The organism is Mobiluncus curtisii ATCC 43063, assembly GCF_000196535.1.
Classification (GTDB): Bacteria; Actinomycetota; Actinomycetes; order Actinomycetales; family Actinomycetaceae; genus Mobiluncus; species Mobiluncus curtisii.
In genome coordinates, this window is sequence record NC_014246.1 from 709,133 (window position 1) to 734,929 (window position 25,797).

The following is a 25,797-nucleotide window of genomic DNA, read 5'->3' on the forward strand; positions in this document are numbered from 1 at the left end:
TTCACTCATTCGGACAGGTTCCAGACGCGGTCTGCCCGCGATTTCGAGCTCTGAACCAACAGCCGGTTTGGTTCGTCAACTCGCTGTACCCACGCGAGCGCCTGTTCCGGCGTTCTGCCGTGCTGCGTATGCCGAGCAACCAAGCGGGTCTGTGTCACTTCCGGCGGCACATCCAAATAAATCAGCAGGTCAATTGCCTCCCGGACCAAGGACCATGCTCCGTCTTGCAGCGCCAAGTAGTTACCTTCCGTAAGCACCACACCTTCTCGCTCTACCTTGTAACGCGCCGCGACAGCCTGACCTAGTTGACGGTCATATCCGGGCGCGTACACGACTGTTTTGGCATCGTGAGCCCGATCCAAAGCCATCAGGTAGCCCACCACATCAAAGGTATCCGGACGCCCCTTATATTCACTGAGACCCTCTGCTTGCAAGACTTCGTTTGACTTGTGGAATCCATCCATCGGAATAATGCCTGCTAGCAGGGGTTGCGTACCCCTGACGTATCCGTTCAGCAGCTGCGTCAATCTGGTAACGGCTTCAGACTTTCCGACTCCAGGAGCGCCGGTGAAGCCCACCATCCGCAAGACACGTCCGTTATCAGACAAATCTTTTAGTTCCGTAGCCAAATCGCTGAGCAATTCATCTAGGGTGCCGGAGAAAGTCTGGACCATGTGTATCCTCGGTTCGCTTCAATCGAAATGAATTCGCTAGCTCTCAGTCTAACAGCCCCTCCCCGCGCTCCATCCCGGCAGGTAGGTTACGATGATGAGGTGTCCGCAAGAATGCCCTCGCGTCACTCCCCGAGGAGTTACCCGCCCACAAGCACTTATGTACCGGTAAAACCACGCAAAGGTGGAGCCTTTCGCGCTCTGTTAGCAATCTTGGGAATAGCCCTGATTGCGCTCGGTTTGGGCGGCGCCCTGACGGCAGCAGGAATTCATTTCTTTGCCAATACGGCGCAACCGACTACCCCAACGGCGACTGGACCGGTAGCTCCTGCGCTGAATCTGTCTGGCTTTGACCCCGGAAACATCATCTCCGACACCGTTTTCTATGATTATCAATCCATGACCCAAGCGGACATAGAGAACTTTATCCGCAACCAGAACGCCGGGTGCGTGAGTCTTTCCGCTCCCTGCCTAGCGGACTACACCGAGGACACTATGGACATTCCCGCTTCCCCACGCTGCGAAGGCTATCAAGGAGCACCTGGGGAATCAGCGGGAGCAATCATTTATAAAACCGCCCAATCATGCAAAATCAATCCCCAAGTACTGCTGGTGTTGTTACAAAAGGAACAAGGGCTGCTGACCGCGTCTGACGAAAGATTGTCCCCGCGCAGCTACGAGGTAGCAACAGGATTTGCTTGCCCCGATGGCGCGGATTGCGACCCGCAATATTTCGGTTTTGGAACTCAGGTTTATTACGCTGCGGCGCAGTTTCAGCGGTATCGGCAAAACCCCGCGCAATTTCCTTTCCACACCGGGATAACCAATGATATTCCTTACTCCCCGCAAGCGAGCTGTGGCTCAGCTCCGGTGGTTTTGGCTAATCAGGCTACTGCGGCGTTGTACAACTACACGCCGTATCAGCCAGATGCTGATTTGCTGAGCGGAAACCCTGGAGAATGTTCCAGTTACGGAAACGCTAATTTTTACAGCCTATTCAAAGGATGGTTCGGGGATTCACGTCGTTAGATAAGCCTCTTGGTGCAGGTAGTAAGCATTTATGGAATTAATGATGCACTCTTTTTAATCTGGGGCAGGGTGGGATGATTTGCTTATTTAAGAGCCAAGATTTGCTTATTTATACGTTTAGCGGAGACTTTTTCAATGGTGCCCAGTTGCTGCGCAAAAGTCTGGACCCGGTACTCCTCCAGCAGCCAACGCAGTTCCTGTAAACGGCGATGCGTCTCCGCGTTAAAGGGTCGCGCCTTCACTGCCGTCGCCGCCGCGTCAAAGGCCGTGGTGACTTCTGCAAAACGCGCTGCTAACTGGGTGTCACCTGCGGAGTTACGTCGAGCTTTGTCTAATCGCAAAGTATCCGCGCGCAGATAACGCGCCAGCTGGGGCAGCCATTTGGCAGGGGTCCTCGCCAGGAAGTCACCGCCAACCAATTGGTTTACATGGTTTACAATATCTGCTTTTGTGGCAGTTAGTGAGGGACCCGTAGCATTTCTTAACTGCTGTTCAAGTTCACCTTGTGCTTGCATCGCGGACACAACTGCTTGCAGAATTCGATAAACCTGGTCCTCGTAGCGGTCAATAGCCCATTCTCGCAGCTTGGCTAGGTCGGTATCGTCGGTGAGAGAATGCCCTTCCGCCAGGTATTCTTCCACCAGAGCTCGACCCGCCGCGCTTTGCGCCGCAGCAATCAAGGCAGAAGTGGAGGGGTAGGGAGACGCTGCTAACGCCGCCGCTTCTGCCCCTCGCCACCGAGTCGACACTCGCGTCTCCGTGAGGCACAGCGCTTGACTGAGCTGCTGGGCAAAATCTCTGGGTCGCTCAACTTTGGCTTTTTCGGCTTCCTGTTGCGCCCAGACTTTGCTTTGTTCTTGCGTGGTTTTCACAATTAAACGGTCACGGAGAGCTTGAAAATCATCCCCCAATGCCAGAACTTTTCCACCGCGACCCACAATCGCGAAATGGTTTCGCTGGCTTTCTTCCATGGCTGCATGCATGGCGACCAAGTCCGTTTCGGTTAGATCGACGTGGCGGAACGCGGTTACGCCCTGGGCAAAGATTTCGTCAAAGATGGGTCGCTCCTGAGGTGGCTCGTTTACAAACTGCTCAAAGCTAGGCAAGATTTCATCCACAAAGTTTGCCGCAGGCACCACGTACTTCCGCACAGCTTTAGGCAGGGCTTTGACGCAGGCCAAAAGGTAATCTCGCAGGGATCCGGGAATCGGCCAATCGAAGCCTTGGGAATTTACAGACTCTAAGATTGCCTCGTCAATGATGATGGTGACTCCCTCTGGAAGGTCAACCGTGTCAATCTCGCGTTCAGTAGTTTTATGTGATTTTTTCCCTTTTGAACCGGACGCGTTGCGGCGATTAGCCACTTCTGGGGTCGGTCCGCGTTTGCCCGAAAACGTGTATGCCAGTGGCAACAGGTGCTCACCGGCTTGCCAAAAATCGGGGAATTGTTCGGCATTTTCGCCGTTATCTGGGACCAATAAATCCCAAGGGTATTCCAACCAATCGGGGTGCTTAAGGCGCTGATCTTTCCACCACGCCTCGAAAGTAGCTCCGGAGGTAACGGCGGGGTCAATGCGCGTCTCCAGCCATTTTTCCAAGGAATAAGGATCGACTTCGCCAGGAATTTGGCGTCGCCGTCGCGCTTCGGCAGCCATCTCTAATCGGCGTTGATTTTCCTGCCTAAATGGATAGACAGAACGCCATTCCCCGCGCACAATTCCATGACGAATAAACAATTCCCGCGCCAGAGTCCGGGCCGGCGTCCCTTCCACCACAGTATCGCGCAAAGACGCTAACGGGAGGGAACGATCCGCACTGAGAACCATCCCAAACAGGCTGACGCGCTCGTGAATCATGGCGCATCCAAAACGTGTGGACCAGTACGAATCAAAATATGTCCGTGTCAACAGGTGGCGTCCCGCCCGTTCAATCCACTCGGGTTCAACTTTTGCCACTGTCCGGGCAAACAGTCGCGATGTTTCCACCAACTCAGCAGCCATAACCCAGTCGTAGTGCTTGCGACTCAACCCCGAACCCGGCCAGACCACGAATCGGGTTCCGTGTGCCCCACGATATTCCCGTTTCGTCTCTGACCAGAATCCAATTTGGGTGAGCATTCCACTCAAAATGGCTTGATGGAGTCTCTCAACGTCAACCTGGTCAAGGTTTATTTCTGTGATTTCTTGAGTTTTTATCCCAACTTCACGGCACATTCCACGAAGTTCCGCCACCAGGTCAATCCACTCGCGTACCCGGAGAAAATGAAAGAACTCCCGGCTGCACAACCGGCGGAATGCGCTGGCAGACAGCATCTCGATGCGGTCTTGCAGGTAACTCCAGAGTTTCAGATAACCTAAGAAATCCGAACGCTCGTCTTCAAAACGAGCGTGAGCGAGGTCAGCCTCAGTTTTGCGCTCGGTGGGTCGCTCCCGCACGTCTTGCATCGCCAGCGCCGCCACAACCACGACCGCGAGGTCGATGACTCCGAGATGATCCGCTTCGACAAGGATGCGAGCCAAGCGCGGGTCGAGTGGGAATCGGGAAAGTTTACGCCCCAGACGGGTGAGTCGAGCGGGCTTCTGGCGGGTATCCAACGCTCCCAGCTGGCTGAGTTCCGTCACACCATCCGTAATGGAGCGGGGCGAGGGCGGATCCAGGAAAGGAAAATCCGCAACTTCACCCAATCCTAGGGCTGCCATCTGCAGAATCACTGAGGACAGGGAAGTTCGCTGAATTTCAGGCTCGGTGTAAGCGGGACGAGACAAGAAATCCGCCTCGGAATACAGGCGTATGCACACCCCCGGAGCCACTCGCCCGCAGCGCCCTTTCCGTTGATTGGCAGAGGCTTGCGAAATGGGTTCAATAGGCAGACGCTGCACGCGAGTCTTGTTTGAATATCGAGAAATTCGCGCCACACCAGGGTCAACCACGTAAATTATGCCCGGAACGGTTAAAGAGGTTTCAGCCACATTCGTGGCGAGAACGATCCGCCGATATGGATGCGGGGCAAAAACGCGCTTTTGCTCCGTCTCGCTGAGCCGAGAATAGAGCGGTAATACTTCTACCGCTCCCGGAACTGAGGTCCGCTGACCGGGAGCCACGTAACGGCGCCCCAGATGTCCCTGCAGGGCTTGGGCAGTGTCGCGAATATCACGCTCTCCCGCTAAAAACACCAAAATATCGCCCGGACCTTCCCGGCAAAGTTCATCCACAGCGCGCAAGATGCCGGTAACTTGGTCAATCTCCCCGGGTTCCGTTATCACGGAAGTCTCCTCAGAGTCGTCACCCGCACCCGATTCACCGTCATCTATGTCAACCAATGGACGGTACCTGACTTCTACCGGATACGTTCGACCCGCAACTTCAATAATGGGGGTATCCGGACCAAAAGCCGTGGCGAAGCGTTCGGAATCAATGGTGGCAGAAGTAATAATCACCAACAGATCAGGGCGTTTCACTACTAGGCGCTGCAAATAGCCCAGGATAAAGTCAATGTTCAAAGACCTTTCGTGAGCTTCGTCAATAATCAGTGCGTCGTATTGTTTCAGCAGCGGATCGTGGCTGATTTCTGCCAGTAAAATCCCGTCAGTCATCAGTTTAATTTGCGTCTCGGGACCCAAGGTTTGGCGAAACCGCACCTGGTAGCCGACCGTGGAGCCTAGTGATTGACCCAATTCAGAGGCAATTCGCGAAGCTACAGTCCGGGCTGCCAGACGGCGAGGCTGAGTGTGCCCAATCATACCCCGCGTGCCCCTGCCGACCTCCAGGCACATTTTCGGCAATTGTGTGGTCTTACCGCTCCCGGTGGCCCCGCTGATAACGACGACTTGGTGCTGACGCAGTGCAGCCAGAATCCGCGGTCGAGCCTCACTAAGGGGCAAATCGGAAGGATAGGACAACTCTAGGGACATAACTCACTCATTTTAGGCAAGGACGACACAAACTTCACCTAACAGCAGGCAACCTTTCCGGGTTACCCCGCAACAGCCCTTGAATGCGAGAGAATAGAGGCGTGAATAACTCGACGCCGAACCACCCCCCGGAACCATCCGATGCCGCCAGCTTGCGCGCGCCACTCGTTCCCGCCTCGGATTTTTCCCAATTCCTCCCGGTTCAGGTGCCTATTCTGCCGTGGCAAAATGCCAAACTTTTAAGTCAAACCTTGGGCGACACCGTGTATGTTAGCTCCGCTTTTGCCACTGCCCTACGCTTGGAACTGCAGCTCGGAGTGCCTGCTCAACGCGGCGAAATCGGGGTGAGGATTCCCGTTACTGACCCAGATTCATGGTCTGAGTTTTTTTGTTTGGACGATGCTTCTCTCCAGCTGAGCAGGGCTTTGCGCGCCGAAGTGAGCGCCCCGGAAGTTCTGGAGAATCCCCAAACTTGTGCCACACTGCTGTCACGCTTGGCGGATAATGGCTGGTACGGCATCGAAATTGAGGTGCGGGGAGAAAACCTGAATCCGCAACTAATCCAGGTTGCCCAACACGCCGCTGACGCTGGTCTGCATCCGGGATTAAGTGTTTTGCCCGGAACCCTGCATTCCCAAAATCACGGGATTATCAGCGCTTTCGAAACCGTCTCGCTAGACCTTCTCAATGGCACCCAGCCACGGCGTGAACAGCTGAAATATCTGGCAGCTCAGCGCGTAGTCGGCAAAATTATTGACGCCAAAAGCAGCGAGCGAACCAATTTGGAAGCCGCCCTGGAAACCCTGGTGTTGATGCGGGCTAAATTACCCAGCCAATCAGAAGTTGTCGTGGGAATCGCAGGGGATTTCGGTTTGGAATCCCTCACGCTGCCACTGCGCGAGGACTTAGATTTTATCGCCAAAACTCGCCTGGCAGGAGCTCAGGCTAAGATTTTGGAAGCTCTTGATTTGGCTAGCGCTCTGACCCAGGGCAAGACCACAGTGGCTTCTGCTTTCGTAGCTGATGTACTGTCTCGTGCCGGAAAAGCCACTTCCCTTCCGATCTAGCTTTGGCGCGAAGGGTTGGCAAACAGTAGAATTGTTGCGCGAAGTTTTTCGGAGGTATGTGCAATGTCTGAAGGCAAGTGGCTGTTTCTGGCTGGTTTGGGGGCTGGAGCCGCACTGGCATTGCGGATGAATGAAAAGCAATTCAGCAACGTGAAAGGCTTTGCAGCCAAAATTGCTAATTCCGAAAGTGTCACGGACGCCCGCAAGATAGCCGCAGAAAAATTAAACGACATCTTGCGCACGCAGGGAGCTAAACTCGTCGACAAGTTGGCAGAAAACCTTAAAAGCCAGCTAAATGCGGGAGGAAACGCCTCTTGGGCAGGGTTTGCCAATGCTGAGGGAACCGCGAGTCGCTCTCCTCACCCGTCAACTACATCAACTGATAGAGACGGTGTTACCCGAGATAAAGATGGTCACGTCATTATTGATGGAAAAATCGTTGCCTAGTCCGACCCGGTGGAGAGACTAACACAGTACATGAACGCACACAGCCTCCCCGACCCCACGCCGGAACAAATTAAGCGCTGGCGGCGCTATCTCGCCGAGGAACGTGACGAAGCTAAAATCTACCGTGCCATCGCTAAAAAACGCTACGGTATGAATCGCGAGATTCTGTTAGAGCTGGCAGATGCCGAAAAGCGTCATGAGAATTACTGGCTGGCACATCTCGGTCCCTACGCTGAGCCTGCCCCACACAGTCCTTGGTACATTAGGCTGTTGCAAGAGCTGGCAATCAAAATCGGATCGATTTTCGTCTTGGCGATGATGCAGCGTTCCGAAGAACGTGGCACTTACGATGTCGATGCGGACGCCACCCCGCAAATGGCAGCGGACGAGCATCTACATTCCGAGGTGGTGCGCGCTTTAGCAGCCCGCTCCCGAGCCCGTTTTTCCGGGCGAGCTCGCGCTATGGTTTTCGGAATCAACGATGGGTTAGTTTCCAATCTCGCTCTCGTGGCAGGTATTGCGGGTACGGGCGTACCGGTATCAATAGTCTTGGTCACGGGACTGACGGGATTGGTGGCAGGAGCTCTGTCAATGGGTGCGGGTGAATTCATTTCCATCACATCTCAACGCGAGTTATTGGAATCTTCACTACCCAACCCAGATGTGAAACAACGTCTGCCCATGTTGGATCGTGCTGCTAATGAGCTAAAACTTCTGTTCATGGCTCGTGGTGAAAATCCCGAAGACGCTGCCATACACGCGGTTTTAGCGTTGGAAACCATTGACGCACAGCTGCAGTCACGCACGCAAGCTAAAGCAGTTTCTCCCGACCACCCAGAGGACCTTGGCCAAGGAGGCGAATCCCCGGACCAAAAAACTTCGGCAGGAAACGACACGACCACCCCTTGTGCGTCAAAAACGTCAACCGATAGCCCCACAGAGATAGCTGACAATGCTTTCGCATTAGCCTTTGATAATGCTCCCACTAGCGAGCTGGAAGCCATTGGCTCCGGTTCTCAGGCAGCCGTGTCCTCTTTCCTGGCTTTCACTCTCGGAGCGTTCGTGCCTCTGATTCCTTTTCTCCTGGGATTCAGCGGAATTCCCGCTATTTGCGCCGCGGTCATCCTGGTTGGACTCATTCTGTTGATGATTGGCGGGACCATCGGTATTCTGTCCGGCAAACCGCCGTTTTTGCGAGCCTTGCGACAAGCTGCTATCGGTATAGGCGCCGCCGTCGTCACTTATCTCTTAGGTCTCGCCGCGGGCGGCGCATTGTCTTTGTAAGTTCGGTCGACTCCCGGTTTATCGAACCGATATCAGATTAAGAAACACGTTTTTCGTAACTCAGCAGCCTAGATTCGTAATGTTGGCGGTTATTAGAAAAACTTTCGTCGCGTCTCGGGTAAAATGCTGGGATGCTAAGTGCCGTATTTCCCTGCAGCGTTGTTCTGTTTCCCATGACTAATACTGTATTAGCGCAAATTTCCTTCAGTAGTCTCTTGCCCGACATGTTTCGAGCTCTAGACATTACCGGCGTTTTACTCAATGGCATCCTCGGAGGCAGACTAGCTCGTCAAAAGCATTTTGACCTGGTTGGATTCGGAGTATTGGCGGTTGTTTCCGCGCTGGGTGGTGGCATCGTCCGCGACCTCATGCTGAATAATGCCCCTCCGGTCGCCCTGACCGACAAATTTTATCTGACTATGGCTTTGGCTGGAGCGTTAGTGGCAGGGTTGTGGAAATTTGATGGCAAGTGGTCACGTCGGACCCTCCTTTTGTTTGATGGCTTGGTGCTGGGGATTTGGGCTGGCACCGGCACTCAAAAAGCACTGAGCTTGGGATTCGATGTGATTCCATCCATCCTGATGGGCGTCATCACCGCCATCGGCGGAGGGATGATACGTGACATCGCCGCAGGCAATGTGCCGATGGTTTTTGGAGGGAGCAGCCTTTATGCCATTCCGGCAATCCTCGCTGCGAGCGCAGATGCCGCTTTCTATAAACTTGGCTACCCCATGACCGGCTTGGTGGCAGCGATTTTGGTTGGTTCCATCCTCACGGTTTTGGCTTCCTGGCGGCGCTGGGTGCTTCCTGAAACTCACGAGTGGACAATTTCCATGACGCACCAGCAGTGGAAAGCAGCGCAACGAGCCCGCCAACTTGCCCGTGGGGAATATCCAGATGCTAAGACAAAGAAGTTGTGGAAAAACAAGTTTTCCACAGGTGAAACCGAAAAGGATAGCGATAACGGTGACTCCGGCACCACACTTGAGAAGTGAGCGCTTTCTCTAATTTCGAGTCATTAAAGCCGATACGCCGAGCTAGTGTAGGCGACGTTGTCTTGATTGGCTGCGCGGCACTGGTTTGGTGGGCACTCTGGCCTGGAGCAGGTCCGAATCTGGCAAATTTTCCCACGCCGGGGTTACGCTGCCCCTCCAGTTCCACCAGCGGCGCTACTATTGGCGGTTCTCTGCATGAACTGTGTGCCCTGAAGGTTCGTAAAGACGCAGGTCCCGATGGGTATCAGCGAGATTTATTCGGAGCTGGATGGATGGATCCCGACGGCAACGGTTGTGATACCAGAGCGGACATTTTGGCTCGCGATTTTCAATCCCCGCGTTTTGGCAATAGCGCCAAGCCTTGCCGACTCACCGGAGGAACCTTACACGATCCCTACACCGGCAAAACTATGCAATTTGAGACGCCACCGGGACGTAAAGTTCAGATTGACCACGTGGTAGCGTTGGGCAATGCGTGGAAGTCCGGGGCTTGGGCTTGGACGAAAGCACAGCGGGAGGCTTACGCGAACGATCCGAGCGTACTTCTAGCTGCAGACGGACCGGCGAACCAACAGAAATCCGACGCCTCGGCTGATGCCTGGATGCCATCAAACCGTAACTTTCGTTGCGCCTATGCCCGCCAGCAAATCGACATCAAGTACCGATGGAACCTGACGGTTACCGCCCCGGAAAAAGCCGCGCTACTCTCTGCCCTCGCGAAATGTTAGGTAATCGCACCGAAATACGGCTTACTTCGCCAGAGCTTGGGCGACTACCTGTTTTGCTTCTTCCTGAATAGTCTGCAGATGCTCGGGACCCTTAAAGGATTCGGCATAAATCTTATAAATATCTTCGGTGCCGGAGGGACGAGCGGCAAACCAGGCGTTCTCGGTGGTGACTTTCAGCCCGCCGATAGATGCGTGGTTGCCCGGAGCTTTTACCAAACGGTCTACAATCGGTTCCCCGCCCAAGGTCGAAGCCGCAACGTCTTCCGGCGCCAACGCCGCGAGTTTAGCTTTTTCCGCCTTGGTGGCGGGAGCGTCAACCCGCTCATAGGCAGAGGCACCAAACCGAGCAACCTGTTCTTGGTGCAGAACGCTAGGAGTCTTACCGGTGACTGCAAGAATTTCGGATGCCAACAGAGCGGCAATCAGACCGTCCTTATCCGTGGTCCACACCGTACCGTCTTTGCGTAGGAAAGATGCACCGGCGGATTCTTCACCGCCGAAACCAATGGTTCCATTCAACAATCCCGGCACAAAATGCTTGAAACCGACGGGAACCTCGACAAGTTTGCGTCCCATATCGGCAACTACTCGGTCGATTAATGCCGAGGACACCAGAGTTTTACCCACGGCACAGCCTTGCGCCCAGTGGGGACGGTGCGTAAACAGATACTCAATTGCCACCGCTAAATAGTGATTCGGATTCATCAGACCGTCGGCAGTGACGATGCCATGACGGTCAGAATCGGCGTCATTTCCAGTCGCAATATCGTAAGGAGCCGAGCCGCCCTCCATCACCCGGCGCAGTGAAGCCATCGCATAAGGCGAAGAGCAATCCATCCGAATCTTGCCGTCCCAGTCCAAAGTCATGAATGACCAGCGCGGATCGACCTTTTCGTTCACTACCGTCAGGTTCAATCCGTAGCGTTCAGCAATGGCAGCCCAGTAGTCTACCGAAGCGCCACCCAGGGGATCAGCCCCGATACGAATTCCGGCGGACCGAATTGCCTCCACGTCAACCACGTCAATTAATGAGTCAACGTACGACGGCAGAAAATCTGTTTTTCCGATGAAATCCGATTGTTCAGGATGCGGGTTCCTCGGTACGGAACGCCACCCTTGGCGCAAAATCTCGTTGGCATGATTAGCAATCCAGGAAGTCGCGTCTGAATCGGCAGGTCCCCCGCTGGGCGGATTGTATTTAAAGCCACCATCACGAGGTGGATTGTGCGAGGGGGTAACGACGATGCCGTCAGCCAAACCAGCACCCGTAAGCCGCACTCCTCCCGGAGTACCCGCCCCATTAGCCTTGAGAATAGCGTGAGACACGGAGGGCGTAGGAGTGAATGAATCGCGCGCATCCGTGAGCGTGCGCACTTCCATACCCGCGAGCACTTCCAGAGCGGTACGCCATGCCGGCTCGGACAGTGCGTGCGTATCGCGACCGATAAACAGAGGACCGTCATAACCTTGCGATTGACGGTATTCAACAATCGCAGCCGTGGTAGCGACGATATGAGCCTCGTTAAAAGCCCGGTCCAGAGATGATCCGCGATGACCCGAAGTTCCGAATGAGACCGCCTGCGCAGGCTCGTTTACATCGGGTTCCAGGTCATAGTAAGCACCAATAACTTCATCAACATTGATGAGATCTTCCGGTTTGGCAAGTTTTCCAGCTCGTGCATGCATAGCCTTATTGTTTCATTATTTTCGTACTGAGAGGGGAATTTAGCTGGCAAAATCCATAAACTTCGGGTGTTAAAAGCTCGCATTTGGCTAAATTAGGACTTAAAATTGCACACGTGCCTGAAACTGACATGGAAAACAGCGAGAACTCCGCCGCAGCCGTTCCCCATCCGGACCAGAAAGTCGCGGTGGTTATCCCCGCCAAGGACGAAGGCGATTCGATTGGCGCTACAATTCGCGCCTCCAAGGCACTACCACGAGCGGATTTATTTGTCGTAATTGATGACGGGTCTACCGACAACACGGGTGAAGCTGCTCGCAGCGCCGGTGCTGTCGTGGTACGCCATTCTGTCAACCGCGGTAAGGCTAGCGCTATGGAAACCGGCGCAAAGGTCGTGGCTATGCGTGACCCTGAGGATGGACCGAGACGACTCATTCTGTTCCTGGACGCGGACTTGGGAGATTCTGCCGCCCAGACTTTTCCTCTGGTCGAAGCCGTGATGCAGGGGCGTACGGATTGCGCCATAGCTGCCCTGCCCCGCCAAGCCGGTGCCGGCGGTCACGGTTTTGTGACTGGTTTATCGCGTCGAGCTATTCGCTGGGCGACGGGATGGGAGCCACTCCAACCACTGTCCGGACAACGTTGCCTAAACGCAGAAGCCTTTTTCGATTGCCTACCCTTAGCTCATAAGTGGGGGGTGGAAACTGGCATGACCATCGACCTTTTGGTTAAGGGCTACTCGGTGCAAGAAGTTCCCTGCGACCTAACACATCGCGCAACCGGCAACGATATGGCAGGATACCGTCACCGTTTAAGTCAATTCCGCGACGTGTTTCTCGCCTCCGCGGCACGCTTCGTGCGCCACGTTCGAGCTCCCTTACGGCTCCGCCTGTCCGCGGCGAATAAACAGCAGCCGGGTGAGGTTTACTGCCTGAAATAAGCTTTGGACTGAGCGGTTATTGCTGAGGTTGATCAATCAGAAACTTGTGACATCCCTGAGCCAAAATCGCCGGGAACATGACGGCGGCTCCCGCCAGCCCCAGCAGAATTCCGGAATCATTAAGCAGCATTCCCACCACCATAGTGGTAAGCCATGCGATAAATAAGGCTCTTTCGGCGTGATTCCAAGTGATTCCTTCGGGATGGAGTTTAGCACCAACACTTCCCCATAACCAGCCATAATCACGGCGGTAAGGATTGCGCATATTGGCGAACAGCGGAGCCAAAATAATCCCCATAGCCAGCAAAATAGCCAGGATGACGCAGATAATAAGCCATACCGGCCAGCCCGCATTCCACACCATGGTGGATTTGTTGAGGAGTACCGGCAGCACCCGACCTTGAGTGAGCGTATCAATAAAGTTACCTAAATGGGTCCGTTCCGCAACGGGACGCAACCAATCGAAATAAGCAAATATAGCTGCCACACAAATTGTTGATAAGGCTATCAGCGCAGATGACAGGACTGTGATAGGTTTCCGGTCGAATTTTAAGAACAGGATGGCGAAACCGGGAATCAGAGCCAGCGTGCCCCCAAAATCTGCCCCTAAACCCGGTGCTGCATCTAAGAAAACAATTGCACTCGCCATGAGCGACAACACTAATATTAAGGACTTTTGCGAGATATTAGTTTGTTTGCGTTCCTCTCCCAGCCCATAGACGACCGTAGCCAAGGTGAGCGCACCGGTGGCGAGGACCGCGAACATGACATTATCAATGCCAAAGAAGCGCCCCCCGACCGTCGATTGCAGCCCCATAATAGAATCCAGCACCATAGGGGAACCAATTAAGGGGTCAAGTATCCCTACTATCAGCGATGATACGCTTATTATAAAGAGAGGTCCGAGGAGTGAATTTAAGCCCAGCGCACTCCAGACGATTACTACTAAGGCACTCAGGAATACCGGGAGCAGACATCCTAGCCACAGGTAGCTGGTGGCAGCTACGTCTGTGTCATCCGGTCCGAGTTCCCACCACGGCACCAAATTCATCAAATACGCCATTGCCGGGATAAGCGCGGCAAAGGTTGCGGTCATTCGCCAAAATCCCAGTAACATCCGGGGCTGTGCCCAATTCTCGCCCAGCCGGGGATGAGTGCGACGATTCAACGTCCAAACCGCGGCGATAAGCAGCAACGCCACTGCCACTCCCAAACTTGGAAGGAACCAAATCTGGATGCTGCGAATCATTGCGGCTCGTCGCGCTGCTGATGCGAGAAACTTCACGGTGACCGCATTCCCAGTACTGATAGTGGAGCCTTGCACCCACATGGGTTTTTCGGCACCAACATAATCCAAGATAGTGGCAGTTAAGTCAGCAGTTTGCACCCATCCCGACCGGTGGGTAGAAGCAGAAACCGCACCCCCGTCCCCGAACTGCGGACCGCGAGCCGCGAACACCTGCAGTCTGGGATTTCCTCGCGGGACAATAGTTTTTTGGGGCGCAGAATTGTCAATTAGGTAAACATCAGATTCTTTATTTGTTGCTGGTTTATCATCTGCTATTGAGGCGATGATAGTGTTCCAGCCCAAATCGTCACCGCGCTGCCAGGCGGCACGGAGTACTTGAGCCTGGAGATGACGGGGAAACACCCTCATGTCGACCACAACTACCGTGCTGGGAGACATGACCTGACTGAGTAAATCAGCAAATACTTCCGGGCTTGCACCGCGATAACTTGCGGCAGGCGAAAATATCAGAGAATCGGGAAGCTTAGTTCCGGACGAACCGGGATGAATAAACCCCATTCCAGCCGCAGCTCCGTCGCCAAATAGACGCAAGTTCGCGCCGGAGTCTAGCACTGCCTCGCCCAAGCTCCATCCGTCTGCACTCGTACCCATGCGGTTTCCCGTAGCCAAAGCACGAAATCCGGCAGTCGGATTAGTGGTATTTGCTTTGGTACGCACCACTGAATTCGCACGCGTAGAGCTTTCCAGGAGCTGACGTAACTCGGAGTCTGCCAGGGAATTGTCATCCCATCGCCATTGTGCGCCCAACAACACTAACAGAGGTGCGCGACTCACTTGGGGAGCCATGCCAACCGGACCGAAGCCACCCCCCAGACTGGGGACAGATGAAGACGCACCGGTAGTTATGCTTTTGGGACCGCAACCTCGTGAACCCGGTCAACTGGAGAGTCCTTAGAAGTGGGACCCATTGCCACGGGTGGCGGGGGTCCTGCAGGGGCTTCAGACGCGGTCGGTTCCTGAGGTGCTCCCGGAACCGCAAAAGTCTGTACCACAGTGGAAGAAGGATTCTCTGGTTGCGCCGGCGACTCTGACGCACCCGCCTCAGGAGTTTTCTCCGGCTCCGTCTGTGTCTTTGTTTCTGTAGGAGTTGCGCCCTTCTTTGGTTTAATCGCCTCCGAAGTACGACGCCCCGCCTCACTGAGCGAGCCCACATCCAAACCAGCAATCATGTGATGCTCGAACGGATCCCAGTGCATTTCTTGAGATGGATCCCAAGGTCTGGTGTCAAAAGTGTTGGTCGAGCTCATCGCCCCGGCAATCAAGCCCATGCTGACAATAATCGCGGTCAAGCCAGCGACTAGGTAACGCGTAGTGGGAAGCGGTTTATACGAACGCTTAATCGGTTTACGCGCACCGTTACCTGTACGACCCGGCATCGGGAGCGAAGGCGCACTAGGGGGCTTGGCTTTTGTCTGCATGGTTAAAATCATACCGATTTTTGTCGAAATTGCCCTGTTTCACGATGATTATTTGCAGACAACAGCCCGTCAGCACCACATCTATCAACTCAATTTCCCTAATTTTTCCCGAAACATCACTACCCAGGACAAAAGCGCGACGTCCTTTACGAGTCACGACCGAAGACAGTTCGGGGCATTCAGCGCGCAAGCAACCCAGAAATCTTTCCTCACGAAGTCTCTTTAAATCTTCGCCGCTAAGGTGAATTCTGGATTTCGCTACGGCAGCCCAAATGAAAGAGGTTATCTCCCGTCACGCTGTGTGAGTTCACCAGAGAAGCGATGTTACCTAAAGATGCGGCGCAAAACGGTTATGCTTTAAACATGATTGATTTGCGTGCCATGAAAGACAATCCGGAACCGATGCGAGCCTCTCAGTTAGCTCGAGGCAACGACCCCGCGACTGTAGACCAGGCCCTAGCCGCTGATGAACGACGTCGGGCGGCGCTAACCGCTTTTGAAACCGCGCGCGCCGAGCAAAAAGCTTTCTCCAAGCAGATTGGCAGTGCTTCGAAAGAGGAACGCCCCGCTCTGCTGGAACAAGCAAAAAAGCTGAGCGAAAACGTCAAAGCTCTGGAAGAAGCCTCTAATCAAGCCGCAGAAGAAGCCAAGAAAGCCGCGATGGTATTGGAAAACCTGATTTTGGACGGGGTGCCTTCCGGCGGCGAAGACGATTATGAAGTGCTGAGCCAAGAAGGCGCACCCATTCGCGATTTCACCGCGGAGGGTTTCACTCCACAAGATCACTTGGATTTGGGCATCGGCTTGGATGCCATCGACACTGACCGGGGGGCAAAAGTCTCGGGAGCACGTTTTTATTACTTGAAAGGCGTGGGTGCCCGCCTGGAGCTGGCTATTCTCAACGCCGCCTTGGACACTGCGATTGCACACGGGTTCACCCCGATGATTACACCGTGCATGGTGTCCCCAGAAACGATGAGTGGGACGGGGTTCCTGGGCGAACACTCGGACGAAATTTACTATCTTCCCGCCGATAACCTTTATTTGACCGGCACTTCTGAGGTCGCCCTAGCGGGTTATCACACCAATGAGATTATCGACCTTTCTGCCGGTCCCAAACGCTACACCGGCTGGTCAGCTTGTTTCAGGCGCGAGGCTGGTTCCTACGGTAAAGATACTCGCGGGATTATTCGCGTCCACCAGTTCCACAAGGTCGAGATGTTCTCGTATTGCAAACCGGAGGACGCTGTTGAGGAACATCAAAAGCTGCTCAACATGGAGCGCGAAATGCTCGCTAAGGTGGAGCTGCCCTATCGGATTATCAATACCGCGGCTGGGGATCTCGGTTCCAGTGCGGCGCAAAAGTTTGACTGCGAAGCTTGGCTGCCCACCCAGAATCGATTTATGGAAGTTACTTCCACCTCTAACTGCACGACTTTCCAAGCTCGCCGCCTCCAGATTCGTTACCGTGACACGGAAGGCAAACCGCAGGTCTGCGCCACTTTGAACGGGACGTTAGGAACCACACGCTGGATTGTGGCTATCTTAGAAAACCATCAACAAGCCGATGGTTCCGTGCGGGTTCCGGCTGGATTGCGCCCCTACCTCGGTGGATTGGAAGTATTGGAGCCTATCAGTAAACCAGGTAAATAGGTGATTTAGCTTTTTATCAGGAATTAACCCAATTTCGGAGGTTTTTTTGGGCGAGTATGCCGAGCAGGTTACACGTCACGCCATCGCGATGGGGTTGATGGGCTTGCCCGATAACCCCCGCGAGGTGTTAGTCTCTCTGGATATTGACGGCACAATTGTCACCCCTGAACAGCAAATCTATCCAAAAGTGAAGGAATACGCCGATCGGCTCCGACTTGGTGGAGTTCATATCTGCATCACCACGGGACGTTCCGTTCCCGCTACCCTGCCAGTGGTGGAGGAGCTGGAACTGGAAAGCGCTTGGATTGCCAGCGCTAATGGCTCCTTGGTCGGTCACTATACGCGAACTGACGGTTACACTCTGACCAACCAATACACTTTCGACCCTCGGTCAATCGTATCTCGGGTGCTGCAGATTCTTCCCGACGCCTGCATTGGCGTGGAAGATAGTCCTCTCGGTTTTCGCGTATCCAAGCGTTTCCCGCCCGGAGAACTGCGCGAAACCCTGGAAGTGCAAGACCTCGATACACTTTTGGCGACTCCAGTCTCCCGAGTGGTGATTCGTGAGCCCCGGTTACACAACGAGGAATTTCATCAGACCATGAAGCGAATTGATTTTACCGGGGTGGAACACGCGATTGGGTGGCGTTCCTGGCTGGACATCAATCCTCCGGGAACCTCAAAAGGTCGTGGCCTTACCACTGTATGCGAGAATTTAGGGGTTGACTTGGGTCACACTATTGCCATCGGAGACGGAGGTAACGACATTCCCCTGCTGCAGACTGCTGGTTACGGAGTAGCCATGGGAAATGCCCGATCCGAAGTGAAATCCGCCGCTGCCGCCACTACCCTGCCGGACACTAAAGAAGGTGCGGGCGCAGTTCTGGAAGCTCTCGCGCAAGTAATGGGACTATAAAACCCTTACTGTCCCTCCGGTAACCCATCAAACACGCATTGATTGTGAGTCGCTCGAGCCGGGGATGAGCTATCGCCTCACACTTCATTGAAACTGTTGCAGATTCAACCAAAATCCGAAAAACTTGCAAAGCAACGGGTAAAATTTTGTATCTAAGGCTCGTGAGGAGGGTTAGCAATGCCAAGATTCGATTCCACGGAACATGTTCGTTGGCTTGGAAATCACATGCAAACAGTGCTGGAATACGGTCAACATGCTTACATTCACGGCGGTTTTGGGTACATTCGTAGTGACGGCAGCGTGGATGATACGAAACCTGTGGAGCTGGATTTAACAGCTCGATCCACCTACATTTACGCCATCGCGTCGCTATTGGGAATCCCCGGTTCTCTGCGTAGATGCGAACACGGAATTCAATCCATCAGCAACGCATTCAAAGACCCTGATTATGACGGCTGGTTTTCGTTGATTGAACCGATTCAAGAACACCAAAAGTTAACAAATGCGCCCGGTATTCCTGCGGGTACAGAAGGGAATCGGAAAAGCGCGCGAGCTATGTCCTACCTTTTAGAAGCTGCCGCTGCCGCCTCGTTAACCCATGTCAGCAGTGCTAAAGAGCTGTTGAAGCAAGCTATCACAGTCGAAGAGAAGTACTTTTGGAACGAAGAAGTCGGTCGCGTAAACGAAACCTTTAAGCGGGACTTTTCTGAGATGGAGAACTATCACGGCATGAGCTCAAACTTGCACGCCGTGTCAGCATTCCTCTCCGTAGCCAATGCCACCCAAGACAAAAAGTGGATTGAACGAGCTGCACGGATTGTTTCTTTTGCCATGGAGCAAGCGCGAAACAATAATTGGCGCGTTCCAGAGCACTTCGATGGAGATTGGAATCTGGATCGAAACTACAATGTCGGCACCCCTGCCGACCCGCGCCGACCCTATGGAATCAATGTCGGGCACAATTTTGGCTGGTCACGAAGAATTGTCCAGGTAGCTGCCGCTTTACAAAAGAACGGTCTCGAACCACCGCAAGATTATTTGCAAGTAGCACGAGAGATTTTTGACCGGACAGCTGCCGATTCATGGTGCAAGGACGGTCACAGTGGAATTTCCTTTACCGTGGACTATCACGGTAAACCTTTGATGCGTCAACGCTTTACTTGGGTACTTACGGAAGCTCTCCAGGCTGTAGTATCCCTAGCTTTTGCGTTACGTGAACAGGGCGCCACTGCGGAAGAACTGGAGCCTTACTTTGAGCTTTACTACCGTTGGTGGGACTATTTGGAGGGATACGTCATTCATGCTGACGGCTACTGGGTCGGGGAGCTCAATGCCAATAACCTCCCAGATGACACCGTATGGCCCGGAGCCCCCGATATCTATCATTCAGTGAGTGTGCTGTTGACCCCGCGTTTGCCGAATGCCCCTTCCGCGGCTGCCGCCATTGCCCAAGGTAATTTAGATCATCCGCTTAGCGCCGAACACCACAAGGCTCTGTGGGAATAGCCATTGTAAGCGTTACGCCCCAGCTGCCACACGGTTGCTTTAACCAGTTCCGGTCAGCAAAAGCTGTGCATCTCGCTGCGTTTCGGCGGGTTAGTTACATCAACCACGTCAATTAATGGAATCAAACATCTTTGTAGGAACCGACCCGGTGCAAGCGGATAGAATTGGTATTCCCTTCTTGCCCCGGGGGGAGACCTCCGACAAACACGGCAACCTGATCTCGTTCGGCTATACCGCGTTCGAGCAAAATATCTTCTGCATCATGAATCATCGGATAGAGTCGCTGCGCCATCTTAATTGGATAGGTTTGAATTCCCCATTCCAGTGCTAAGCGACGACGGACTCGTTCGTGGTAGCAGAACACGTACAAAGGTATCGTGGAGCGTAACCGAGCTAGCCGGTGAGCTGTAGCTCCGGAATTTGTGAAAGCCGCCACGAACTTAGAATTTGTTGACTTCGCAATCAATACTGAATGTCGCGCGATGATGGATTCCCAATCGAGGTCGCCGTCCTTAAGTTTCGCGAAGTGGCGCATACCTAGCTCTTCGGCGGATTCGATAATTTTTGCCATCGTTTCCACGGATTGAATGGGATGGCAGCCCACCGCTGTCTCGCCTGAGAGCATGACCGCGCTAGCCCCATCCCACACCGCATTGGCACAGTCTGAGGCTTCTGCCCTGGTGGGACGGGCATTATGAATCATAGATTCCAGCACTTGAGTCGCCACTATTACCGGTTTAGCCTCCGCACGGCACAATTCAATCGCTCTCTTTTGAACGGTGGGAAGTTCCTCCAGTGGCATTTCCACCCCGAGGTCGCCACGAGCCACCATAATGGCATCAAAGGCATGAATAATCCCCGGTAGATTATCTACAGCCTGGGGTTTTTCAATTTTGGCGATAACCGGAATACGCTGCCCGACTTCATCCATAATTCGGTGTACGTCATCCAGGTCATCTGCCCTACGCACAAATGACAAAGCAATATAGTCAACGTCCTGGGTCAGCGCCCAGCGTAAGTCGTCTTCGTCTTTTTCGGAAAGAGCCGGTACGGAGACGGCCACACCTGGCAGGTTCAACCCTTTATGGTCCGATACTTTTCCCGGTACCTCAACTTTTGTCACTACGTCCTCGCCTTCAACGCGAGTGACCCTAACTTGCACGTTACCGTCGTCAATCAAGAGCACGTCACCGGGATGGCAGTCACCGGGTAGCCCCTGGAAAGTCGTGGAGACGATGTTGGCATTCCCTGGGACGTCACGGGTGGTAATGGTGAAATCCTGACCCGGAAGGAGATTTTCTACACCATTCACGAACGTTCCCAGGCGAATTTTGGGTCCCTGTAAGTCAACCAGGACAGCCACAGGATATTCAAATTCTTTCTCAACTCGGCGCACTAAGTTAATTTGCGCAGCCGCCTCAGCTTGAGTGCCGTGGGAACGATTGATACGCACCACATTCATTCCGGCTCGCATCAAGGAACGAATCTGATCCTCCGAATTGGTGGCTGGACCGAGGGTGCAGACTATTTTGGTACGACGCATAGTCCAAGACTATCTCGAATCTCCGGCAAAACTGAAAGGAATTATCGATCTGCAATTGAACTGAGGAGGCAGACGCCCCAAGAAAAAGAACTGAGACCGTCAAGTAGTATGAAAAGACCCGCGTCACCCCAGGTGACGCGGGATTGGCGGAGACGACAGGATTTGAACCTGCGAGGGGCAAAGCCCCTAACACCTTAGCAGGGTGCCGCTTTCGGCCGCTCAGCCACGTCTCCAAGGGTTTTAACTCTAGCGAAATTTCATCGAATTTTCCAAAAGTCGGCGCTTTAGCTCACACCTGATAGAATCAATACCACGTTTAACGCACATGGAGGGCTGACAGAGCGGCCGAATGTGACGGTCTTGAAAACCGTTGTGGGGAAACTCACCGGGGGTTCGAATCCCTCGCCCTCCGCGAGTGATTCGAACCCCCGGTTCACCGGCGCGGGCGGCAGCAAGCAACGCTTGCATGAGTCGCCGCGACAAACAGTGAAGCCGTTAAGAACCGACCACACTTGGTCGTTTCAGGCGAAACACCACAAAACAACACCCTCGCCCTGTGTATTCTGGCATGATTAGGGTCATTTTTCAGGTCATAAAATCTTAAAATGCGTAGTGATGGTTTTTACGCGGGCAGTGTTCCAACACTTATTGACATTTACGTTCGTCAGAACAATTAATCAGCTGGCAACTGCTCAAGAGACTCAGGAGGAATCACGATGGATATAGATGCGGTTATCAAGAGAAATCCGGTCATTCCGGTGGTTGTCCTGGATGACGCAAAAGACGCTGGCGCCTTAGCGGATGCTTTGCTGGCAGGAGGTATCACCACAGCTGAAGTAACTTTCCGTACCACTGCAGCAGCTTCAGCTATCGCGCAAATGTCCCAGCACAGCGATATTTTGGTGGGTGCGGGCACCGTCACAAATCTGGATCAAGCTCGAACTGCCGTAGACTCCGGTGCCAAATACTTGGTCATGCCTGGTTACAATCAGGACATTGTGGATTACTGCCAGGCTAACAAAGTGCCTGTTTTGCCGGGCGCTACCGATGCTTCTTGGCTGATGAAAGCCCTCAACTCAGGTTTGCGATACGTTAAGTTTTTTCCCGCAGAAGCCTCCGGTGGACTGCCGGTAATTTCTGCCCTTTCAGGCCCATTCCCGCAGATGCAGTTTGTCCCGACCGGTGGTATCTCAATAGAAAATCTGGCACAGTATCTGGCTCACCCACAGGTGGCAGCCTGCGGAGGTTCTTGGATTGCCACTAGACAGCTCATTGCTCAGGGTGATTTCAGCGAGATTACCGCTCGGGCTGCTGCGACCCTAGAGATTGCGGCAACTCGCTGAAAACCACCCCGAACTGCATATTACATTCCCCAAATAGGTGAACCACGTTAACTTCTCGTTACTATTAGGAAAGCGCTATCTCCGGACGTTGCGGGTTCTCCCATCTGGTATGGAAACTTCCCTCGCAATCTCGCCGACGATAGGTATGGGCCCCGAAAAAGTCCCTTTGAGCCTGTACCAGAGCCGTCGGCAGAGATGGGCAACGCAAGGAATCTAAGTATGCCAAGCCAGCGCTGAGAGCAGGCAAGGCTATCCCTGCCTTGATGGAGTCGCTGACTACAGCGCGCCACGCAGGCAGAGCATCCTTAATCACGGCGCTGATGGCTGGCTTCAGCAACAGCGGGGTGTCAAAATCACCATCCTGATACGTTTCCATAATGTCTTGCAGGAGCTGCGCCTGGATAATGCAGCCGGCGCGCCAAATACTCGCCAATTTAGCCAGGTCGACCGTCCAACCGTATTCCTTACAGGCGGTCCTGATTTGAGATAGCCCTTGGGAGTACGCCACGATTTTCGCTCCATAGACGGCTTTTTCCAGATTATCCAGTAAGTCTGACCCACCAGGTGCCGTGTCAGGAACCCACTCTCCTAAGACCCCACGCGCCAAGTCACGATGAACCCTTTGCGAGGATACTGCCCGAGCAAAAGTAGCTGCCGCAATAATGGTCGAGCCAGCCCCAAGCGTCAACGCGTTTTGCACTGTCCACGAGCCAGTTCCCTTTTGACCTGCCTCATCACAAATAATGTCGATGCAAGGCTGGTGAGTTTTTGCATCAGTATGCTGCAAAATATCGGCAGATATTTCCAACAGATAGGAATGCAGCGGTCCCTCATTCCATCGAGAAAACACCTCGCTGATTTCCTTGGGGCTCATTCCGTTTCGGTAGCGCAACAGCTGGTAAGCCTCACTGAGCAGCTCCATATCGGCATATTCAATCCCGTTATGGACCATTTTCACATAGTGTCCCGCCCCGCCGGGACCTACCCAGGTGCAGCAGGGCTCGCCCTGATACTGAGCCGAAATAGATTCCAACAGGGGTCCGAGCCTCTCGTAAGCCTTTTGGGCACCACCAGGCATGATGGCAGGCCCGTTGAGAGCCCCGGATTCCCCACCGGAAATTCCGCAGCCGACAAAATGCAAGTCTCGCTGCGTAACCAACTTTTCCCGACGTTCGGTGTCAACATAGAAAGAGTTGCCCATGTCCACGATGATGTCTCCAGCGGAAAAAACTTCGCAGAGCATGTCGATAGCCTGGTCAGTTGGTTCTCCCGCTGGCACCAGCAAAATTGCTACCCGTGGGGTTGACATCGACTGGGCCAACTCCGCCGGGTCTTGGGCGGGGATAAAGTTTCCTTCCGCACTGTGCTCTTGCGCTACCTGAGCAGCCCGTCCGGGAGCAACGTCAAACAGGGCGACGGTGTGTCCGTGACGCGCGAAGTTACGCGCCAGAGAACGACCCATCACACCGGTTCCGATTACTGCCACATCTGCCTTCCCTGTCATTCGTGTTCACTCCTCGAACCACAAGTTGACGATCACCTTGCCGGACGCAGCACTGTCTTTGGCAGTGTGGAATGCCCGTTCAGCTTCGTCGGCGTTGAACTCGTGCGTAATGACGGATTCCAATTGCGGAGAATTAGCCAGGATTTCTAAAGCCTGATCGATTTCGTCCAGGAAACGGAAAGTCCCCAAGTATGTGATTTCTTTGGAGGTCAACGGTGCCAAATTCACCGGTCCATCTATCGCGGGAACCATTCCCACCTGCACCACCGTGCCACGAGGACGGCAAATCTGGAAGGCTTGGGAAATGGCAGGGAACACGCCCGCGCATTCCAGAACCGCGTCGAAAGTTCCCGCCTCGGGTTCAGTCACAGTCGAGTTATATACCTGGTCAACTCCCAGAGCTTGAGCTCGCCGCAAAGGTGCGTCCTGCACGTCAATACAGCTAACTGTCGCCCCGAGGCTCTTTGCCGCACCAGCAGCCAGCAGCCCAATCGGACCCGCTCCAATCACTGCCACGTTTCGACCCTTCAAATCCTGCCAACCGGTAGCTGCCTGGAGCCGGTGCAGGGCATGTAAACCGACACACAAAGGCTCGGTAAGCACCCCGCGCTTGAGCGGCAAATTCGGCGGCAAAGCATGGATTTGGTCCAGCCGTAACAAGATGTACTCGCTCATACCTCCCTGGGTGTGTGGCCAAGTGGATGCCGAACCGAGATAGGCTCCCCCAGGCCACAGATGCGGTGAATCACTGTAGGCAGCTTGGGGCTGACCAAAGGTGGCCGGATGAGGGGTAACCGGCGTTCCTGGCGCATAGGTCCCAGACGGATCTTCGGCGACGATGCCTACAATTTCATGACCCGGCACCAACGGTTCACGCAGTTTAAAGGCGCCGACTTGTCCATCGAAAAAGTAGTGCAAATCCGAGCCACAGATACCCGCCCATGCTACCCTCACGAGGACCTGACCCTCACCGGGTTTCGGGCGAGGTGCGCCACAAGATTCCATTTCTTCCTTGGCGTTGATACGCACTTGTTTCATTTCAGTCATCCGATTACCTCCCTGTGACATTCGACCGGTCTAGACCACGCTGGTCATTCCTCCATCGACTAAAATATTTTGTCCGGTAACAAAATTCGACGCCTCCGAGGACAGATATATGAGCGTCCCCATTAGCTCGTCGAACTTTCCCCAACGCCCAGCTGGAGTACGGGCTTTCAGCCAAGCATCGAACTGCGGGTCTTGCCACAAGTCCGTGTTCATCTCGGTAGCGAAGTATCCGGGAGAGAGCGTATTGACTTGAATGTTGTAGCGCGATAAATCCGCAGCAAGCCCTTGGGCAAACATCGCGACACCGCCTTTAGAGGCGCAGTATGGGGCAATGGTCTGTCGCGCCAGCCGTGACTGCACGGAACCGACCATGATGACCTTGCCACTACCTCGCTCCACCATGCGTTGCGCTACGGGTTTGGTCACATAAAACACAGAAGAAAGGTTCGTGCTGATGACCGCGTCCCATTCTTCAGTAGGGAACTCGGTGATGGGGTGACGACGCTGGATGCCAGCGTTGTTGACCAGAATGTCTGGTGTGCCCTCACTGTCCATAAAGTCATTGAGGACCTGCTCGGCCTCCTGGGCATCAGTGACATCAAAAACCAGGTGCCCGACCGGAACTCCCAGTGACTCAGATAACTGCTGGGCTGCTTGGGAAACTTTCGTGGCATCCCGACCCTGCAAAGTGACCCGCGCCCCAGCTTTTGCTAATCCAGTGGCCAGAGCCAGCCCTAGTCCCCGGTTGGACCCGGTGACCAGGGCGGCTCGACCAGAAATATCGAACCAATTACACATGATT

20 protein-coding genes and 2 tRNA genes are annotated in these 25,797 nt (G+C 54.0%); 12 read left to right on the plus strand and 10 right to left on the minus strand.

The window, feature by feature from the left end:
- Positions 1–5 precede the first annotated feature (5 nt).
- Positions 6–674: a nucleoside/nucleotide kinase family protein gene (locus tag HMPREF0573_RS03025; protein WP_013188859.1), complete on the minus strand. Its 669-nt coding sequence runs from the start codon at positions 672–674 to the stop codon at positions 6–8.
- A gap of 99 nt (positions 675–773) precedes the next feature.
- Between HMPREF0573_RS03025 and HMPREF0573_RS03030 the strand changes: the two genes are divergently transcribed.
- A complete protein-coding gene (locus HMPREF0573_RS03030) occupies positions 774–1,700 on the plus strand; it encodes a hemagglutinin (RefSeq protein WP_236589752.1) in 927 nt (308 codons plus the stop codon).
- Between the two features lie 83 nt (positions 1,701–1,783).
- Here HMPREF0573_RS03030 and hrpA read toward each other — a convergent pair whose 3' ends face one another.
- Complete coding sequence (hrpA, locus tag HMPREF0573_RS03035; RefSeq protein ID WP_013188861.1) at positions 1,784–5,611, minus strand: ATP-dependent RNA helicase HrpA; 3,828 nt, start codon at positions 5,609–5,611, stop codon at positions 1,784–1,786.
- Positions 5,612–5,712: 101 nt separating this feature from the next.
- Between hrpA and HMPREF0573_RS03040 the strand changes: the two genes are divergently transcribed.
- The 5 genes from HMPREF0573_RS03040 to HMPREF0573_RS03060 all read left to right on the plus strand — a co-directional run bounded on the left by HMPREF0573_RS03040 (position 5,713) and on the right by HMPREF0573_RS03060 (position 10,132).
- Positions 5,713–6,678 (plus strand): hypothetical protein, encoded by a 966-nt coding sequence (locus tag HMPREF0573_RS03040; RefSeq protein ID WP_236589750.1) that lies wholly within the window; start codon positions 5,713–5,715, stop codon positions 6,676–6,678.
- Positions 6,679–6,741: 63 nt separating this feature from the next.
- Positions 6,742–7,125, plus strand: coding sequence for a hypothetical protein (locus HMPREF0573_RS03045; protein WP_013188863.1), 384 nt, complete (start codon positions 6,742–6,744; stop codon positions 7,123–7,125).
- Positions 7,126–7,155: 30 nt separating this feature from the next.
- Complete coding sequence (locus HMPREF0573_RS03050) at positions 7,156–8,409, plus strand: VIT1/CCC1 transporter family protein (protein WP_013188864.1); 1,254 nt, start codon at positions 7,156–7,158, stop codon at positions 8,407–8,409.
- Between the two features lie 173 nt (positions 8,410–8,582).
- Positions 8,583–9,404: a trimeric intracellular cation channel family protein gene (locus tag HMPREF0573_RS03055; protein ID WP_004007879.1), complete on the plus strand. Its 822-nt coding sequence runs from the start codon at positions 8,583–8,585 to the stop codon at positions 9,402–9,404.
- Entirely contained in the window at positions 9,401–10,132 is a 732-nt protein-coding gene (locus HMPREF0573_RS03060) for an HNH endonuclease family protein (protein ID WP_236589749.1), read from the plus strand. Before HMPREF0573_RS03055 ends, HMPREF0573_RS03060 begins: the two co-directional genes overlap by 4 nt.
- Positions 10,133–10,153: 21 nt before the next feature.
- Here the strand turns inward: HMPREF0573_RS03060 and pgm are convergent, their stop codons facing one another.
- Positions 10,154–11,818 carry a phosphoglucomutase (alpha-D-glucose-1,6-bisphosphate-dependent) gene (gene pgm, locus HMPREF0573_RS03065; protein ID WP_013188866.1) on the minus strand — a complete coding sequence of 555 codons (1,665 nt, stop codon included), beginning with the start codon at positions 11,816–11,818 and terminating at the stop codon, positions 10,154–10,156.
- Positions 11,819–11,946: 128 nt separating this feature from the next.
- Here pgm and HMPREF0573_RS03070 point away from each other — a divergent pair, with 128 nt between their 5' ends.
- Entirely contained in the window at positions 11,947–12,756 is an 810-nt protein-coding gene (locus HMPREF0573_RS03070) for a glycosyltransferase family 2 protein (RefSeq protein WP_004007876.1), read from the plus strand.
- A gap of 16 nt (positions 12,757–12,772) precedes the next feature.
- Here HMPREF0573_RS03070 and HMPREF0573_RS03075 read toward each other — a convergent pair whose 3' ends face one another.
- The gene (locus HMPREF0573_RS03075) at positions 12,773–14,839 is read right to left on the minus strand and encodes a hypothetical protein (RefSeq protein ID WP_236589747.1); all 2,067 of its coding nucleotides are present in this window, start codon (positions 14,837–14,839) and stop codon (positions 12,773–12,775) included.
- Between the two features lie 68 nt (positions 14,840–14,907).
- Positions 14,908–15,495 (minus strand): hypothetical protein, encoded by a 588-nt coding sequence (locus HMPREF0573_RS03080; protein ID WP_244855371.1) that lies wholly within the window; start codon positions 15,493–15,495, stop codon positions 14,908–14,910.
- Positions 15,496–15,846: 351 nt separating this feature from the next.
- Between HMPREF0573_RS03080 and serS the strand changes: the two genes are divergently transcribed.
- The 3 genes from serS to HMPREF0573_RS03100 all read left to right on the plus strand — a co-directional run bounded on the left by serS (position 15,847) and on the right by HMPREF0573_RS03100 (position 19,558).
- Positions 15,847–17,136 carry a serine--tRNA ligase gene (gene serS, locus HMPREF0573_RS03090; protein WP_036325075.1) on the plus strand — a complete coding sequence of 430 codons (1,290 nt, stop codon included), beginning with the start codon at positions 15,847–15,849 and terminating at the stop codon, positions 17,134–17,136.
- A 46-nt stretch (positions 17,137–17,182) separates the two neighbouring features.
- Positions 17,183–18,052 carry an HAD hydrolase family protein gene (locus HMPREF0573_RS03095; protein ID WP_004007871.1) on the plus strand — a complete coding sequence of 290 codons (870 nt, stop codon included), beginning with the start codon at positions 17,183–17,185 and terminating at the stop codon, positions 18,050–18,052.
- Positions 18,053–18,229: 177 nt separating this feature from the next.
- The gene (locus tag HMPREF0573_RS03100; RefSeq protein ID WP_236589745.1) at positions 18,230–19,558 is read left to right on the plus strand and encodes an AGE family epimerase/isomerase; all 1,329 of its coding nucleotides are present in this window, start codon (positions 18,230–18,232) and stop codon (positions 19,556–19,558) included.
- Between the two features lie 121 nt (positions 19,559–19,679).
- Here the strand turns inward: HMPREF0573_RS03100 and pyk are convergent, their stop codons facing one another.
- Positions 19,680–21,101 carry a pyruvate kinase gene (gene pyk, locus HMPREF0573_RS03105; RefSeq protein ID WP_004007869.1) on the minus strand — a complete coding sequence of 474 codons (1,422 nt, stop codon included), beginning with the start codon at positions 21,099–21,101 and terminating at the stop codon, positions 19,680–19,682.
- A 144-nt stretch (positions 21,102–21,245) separates the two neighbouring features.
- Positions 21,246–21,334, minus strand: a tRNA-Ser gene (locus HMPREF0573_RS03110).
- Between the two features lie 94 nt (positions 21,335–21,428).
- Here HMPREF0573_RS03110 and HMPREF0573_RS03115 point away from each other — a divergent pair.
- Both HMPREF0573_RS03115 and eda read left to right on the plus strand, forming a co-directional pair.
- Positions 21,429–21,513 (plus strand) — tRNA-Ser (locus tag HMPREF0573_RS03115).
- Positions 21,514–21,817: 304 nt separating this feature from the next.
- The gene (gene eda, locus HMPREF0573_RS03120) at positions 21,818–22,444 is read left to right on the plus strand and encodes a bifunctional 4-hydroxy-2-oxoglutarate aldolase/2-dehydro-3-deoxy-phosphogluconate aldolase (RefSeq protein ID WP_013188869.1); all 627 of its coding nucleotides are present in this window, start codon (positions 21,818–21,820) and stop codon (positions 22,442–22,444) included.
- Between the two features lie 64 nt (positions 22,445–22,508).
- On the opposite strand, the gene gndA is transcribed toward eda, so the two are convergent.
- The 3 genes from gndA to HMPREF0573_RS03135 are packed head-to-tail and all read right to left on the minus strand — an operon-like array spanning position 22,509 to position 25,793.
- Positions 22,509–23,948, minus strand: a complete 1,440-nt coding sequence (gene gndA / locus HMPREF0573_RS03125; RefSeq protein ID WP_004007867.1) for an NADP-dependent phosphogluconate dehydrogenase — start codon at positions 23,946–23,948, stop codon at positions 22,509–22,511.
- 6 nt (positions 23,949–23,954) lie between these two features.
- The gene (locus tag HMPREF0573_RS03130; protein ID WP_013188870.1) at positions 23,955–24,995 is read right to left on the minus strand and encodes a zinc-binding dehydrogenase; all 1,041 of its coding nucleotides are present in this window, start codon (positions 24,993–24,995) and stop codon (positions 23,955–23,957) included.
- A 30-nt stretch (positions 24,996–25,025) separates the two neighbouring features.
- Complete coding sequence (locus HMPREF0573_RS03135; RefSeq protein WP_004007865.1) at positions 25,026–25,793, minus strand: SDR family oxidoreductase; 768 nt, start codon at positions 25,791–25,793, stop codon at positions 25,026–25,028.
- Between the last annotated feature and the right edge of the window lie 4 nt (positions 25,794–25,797).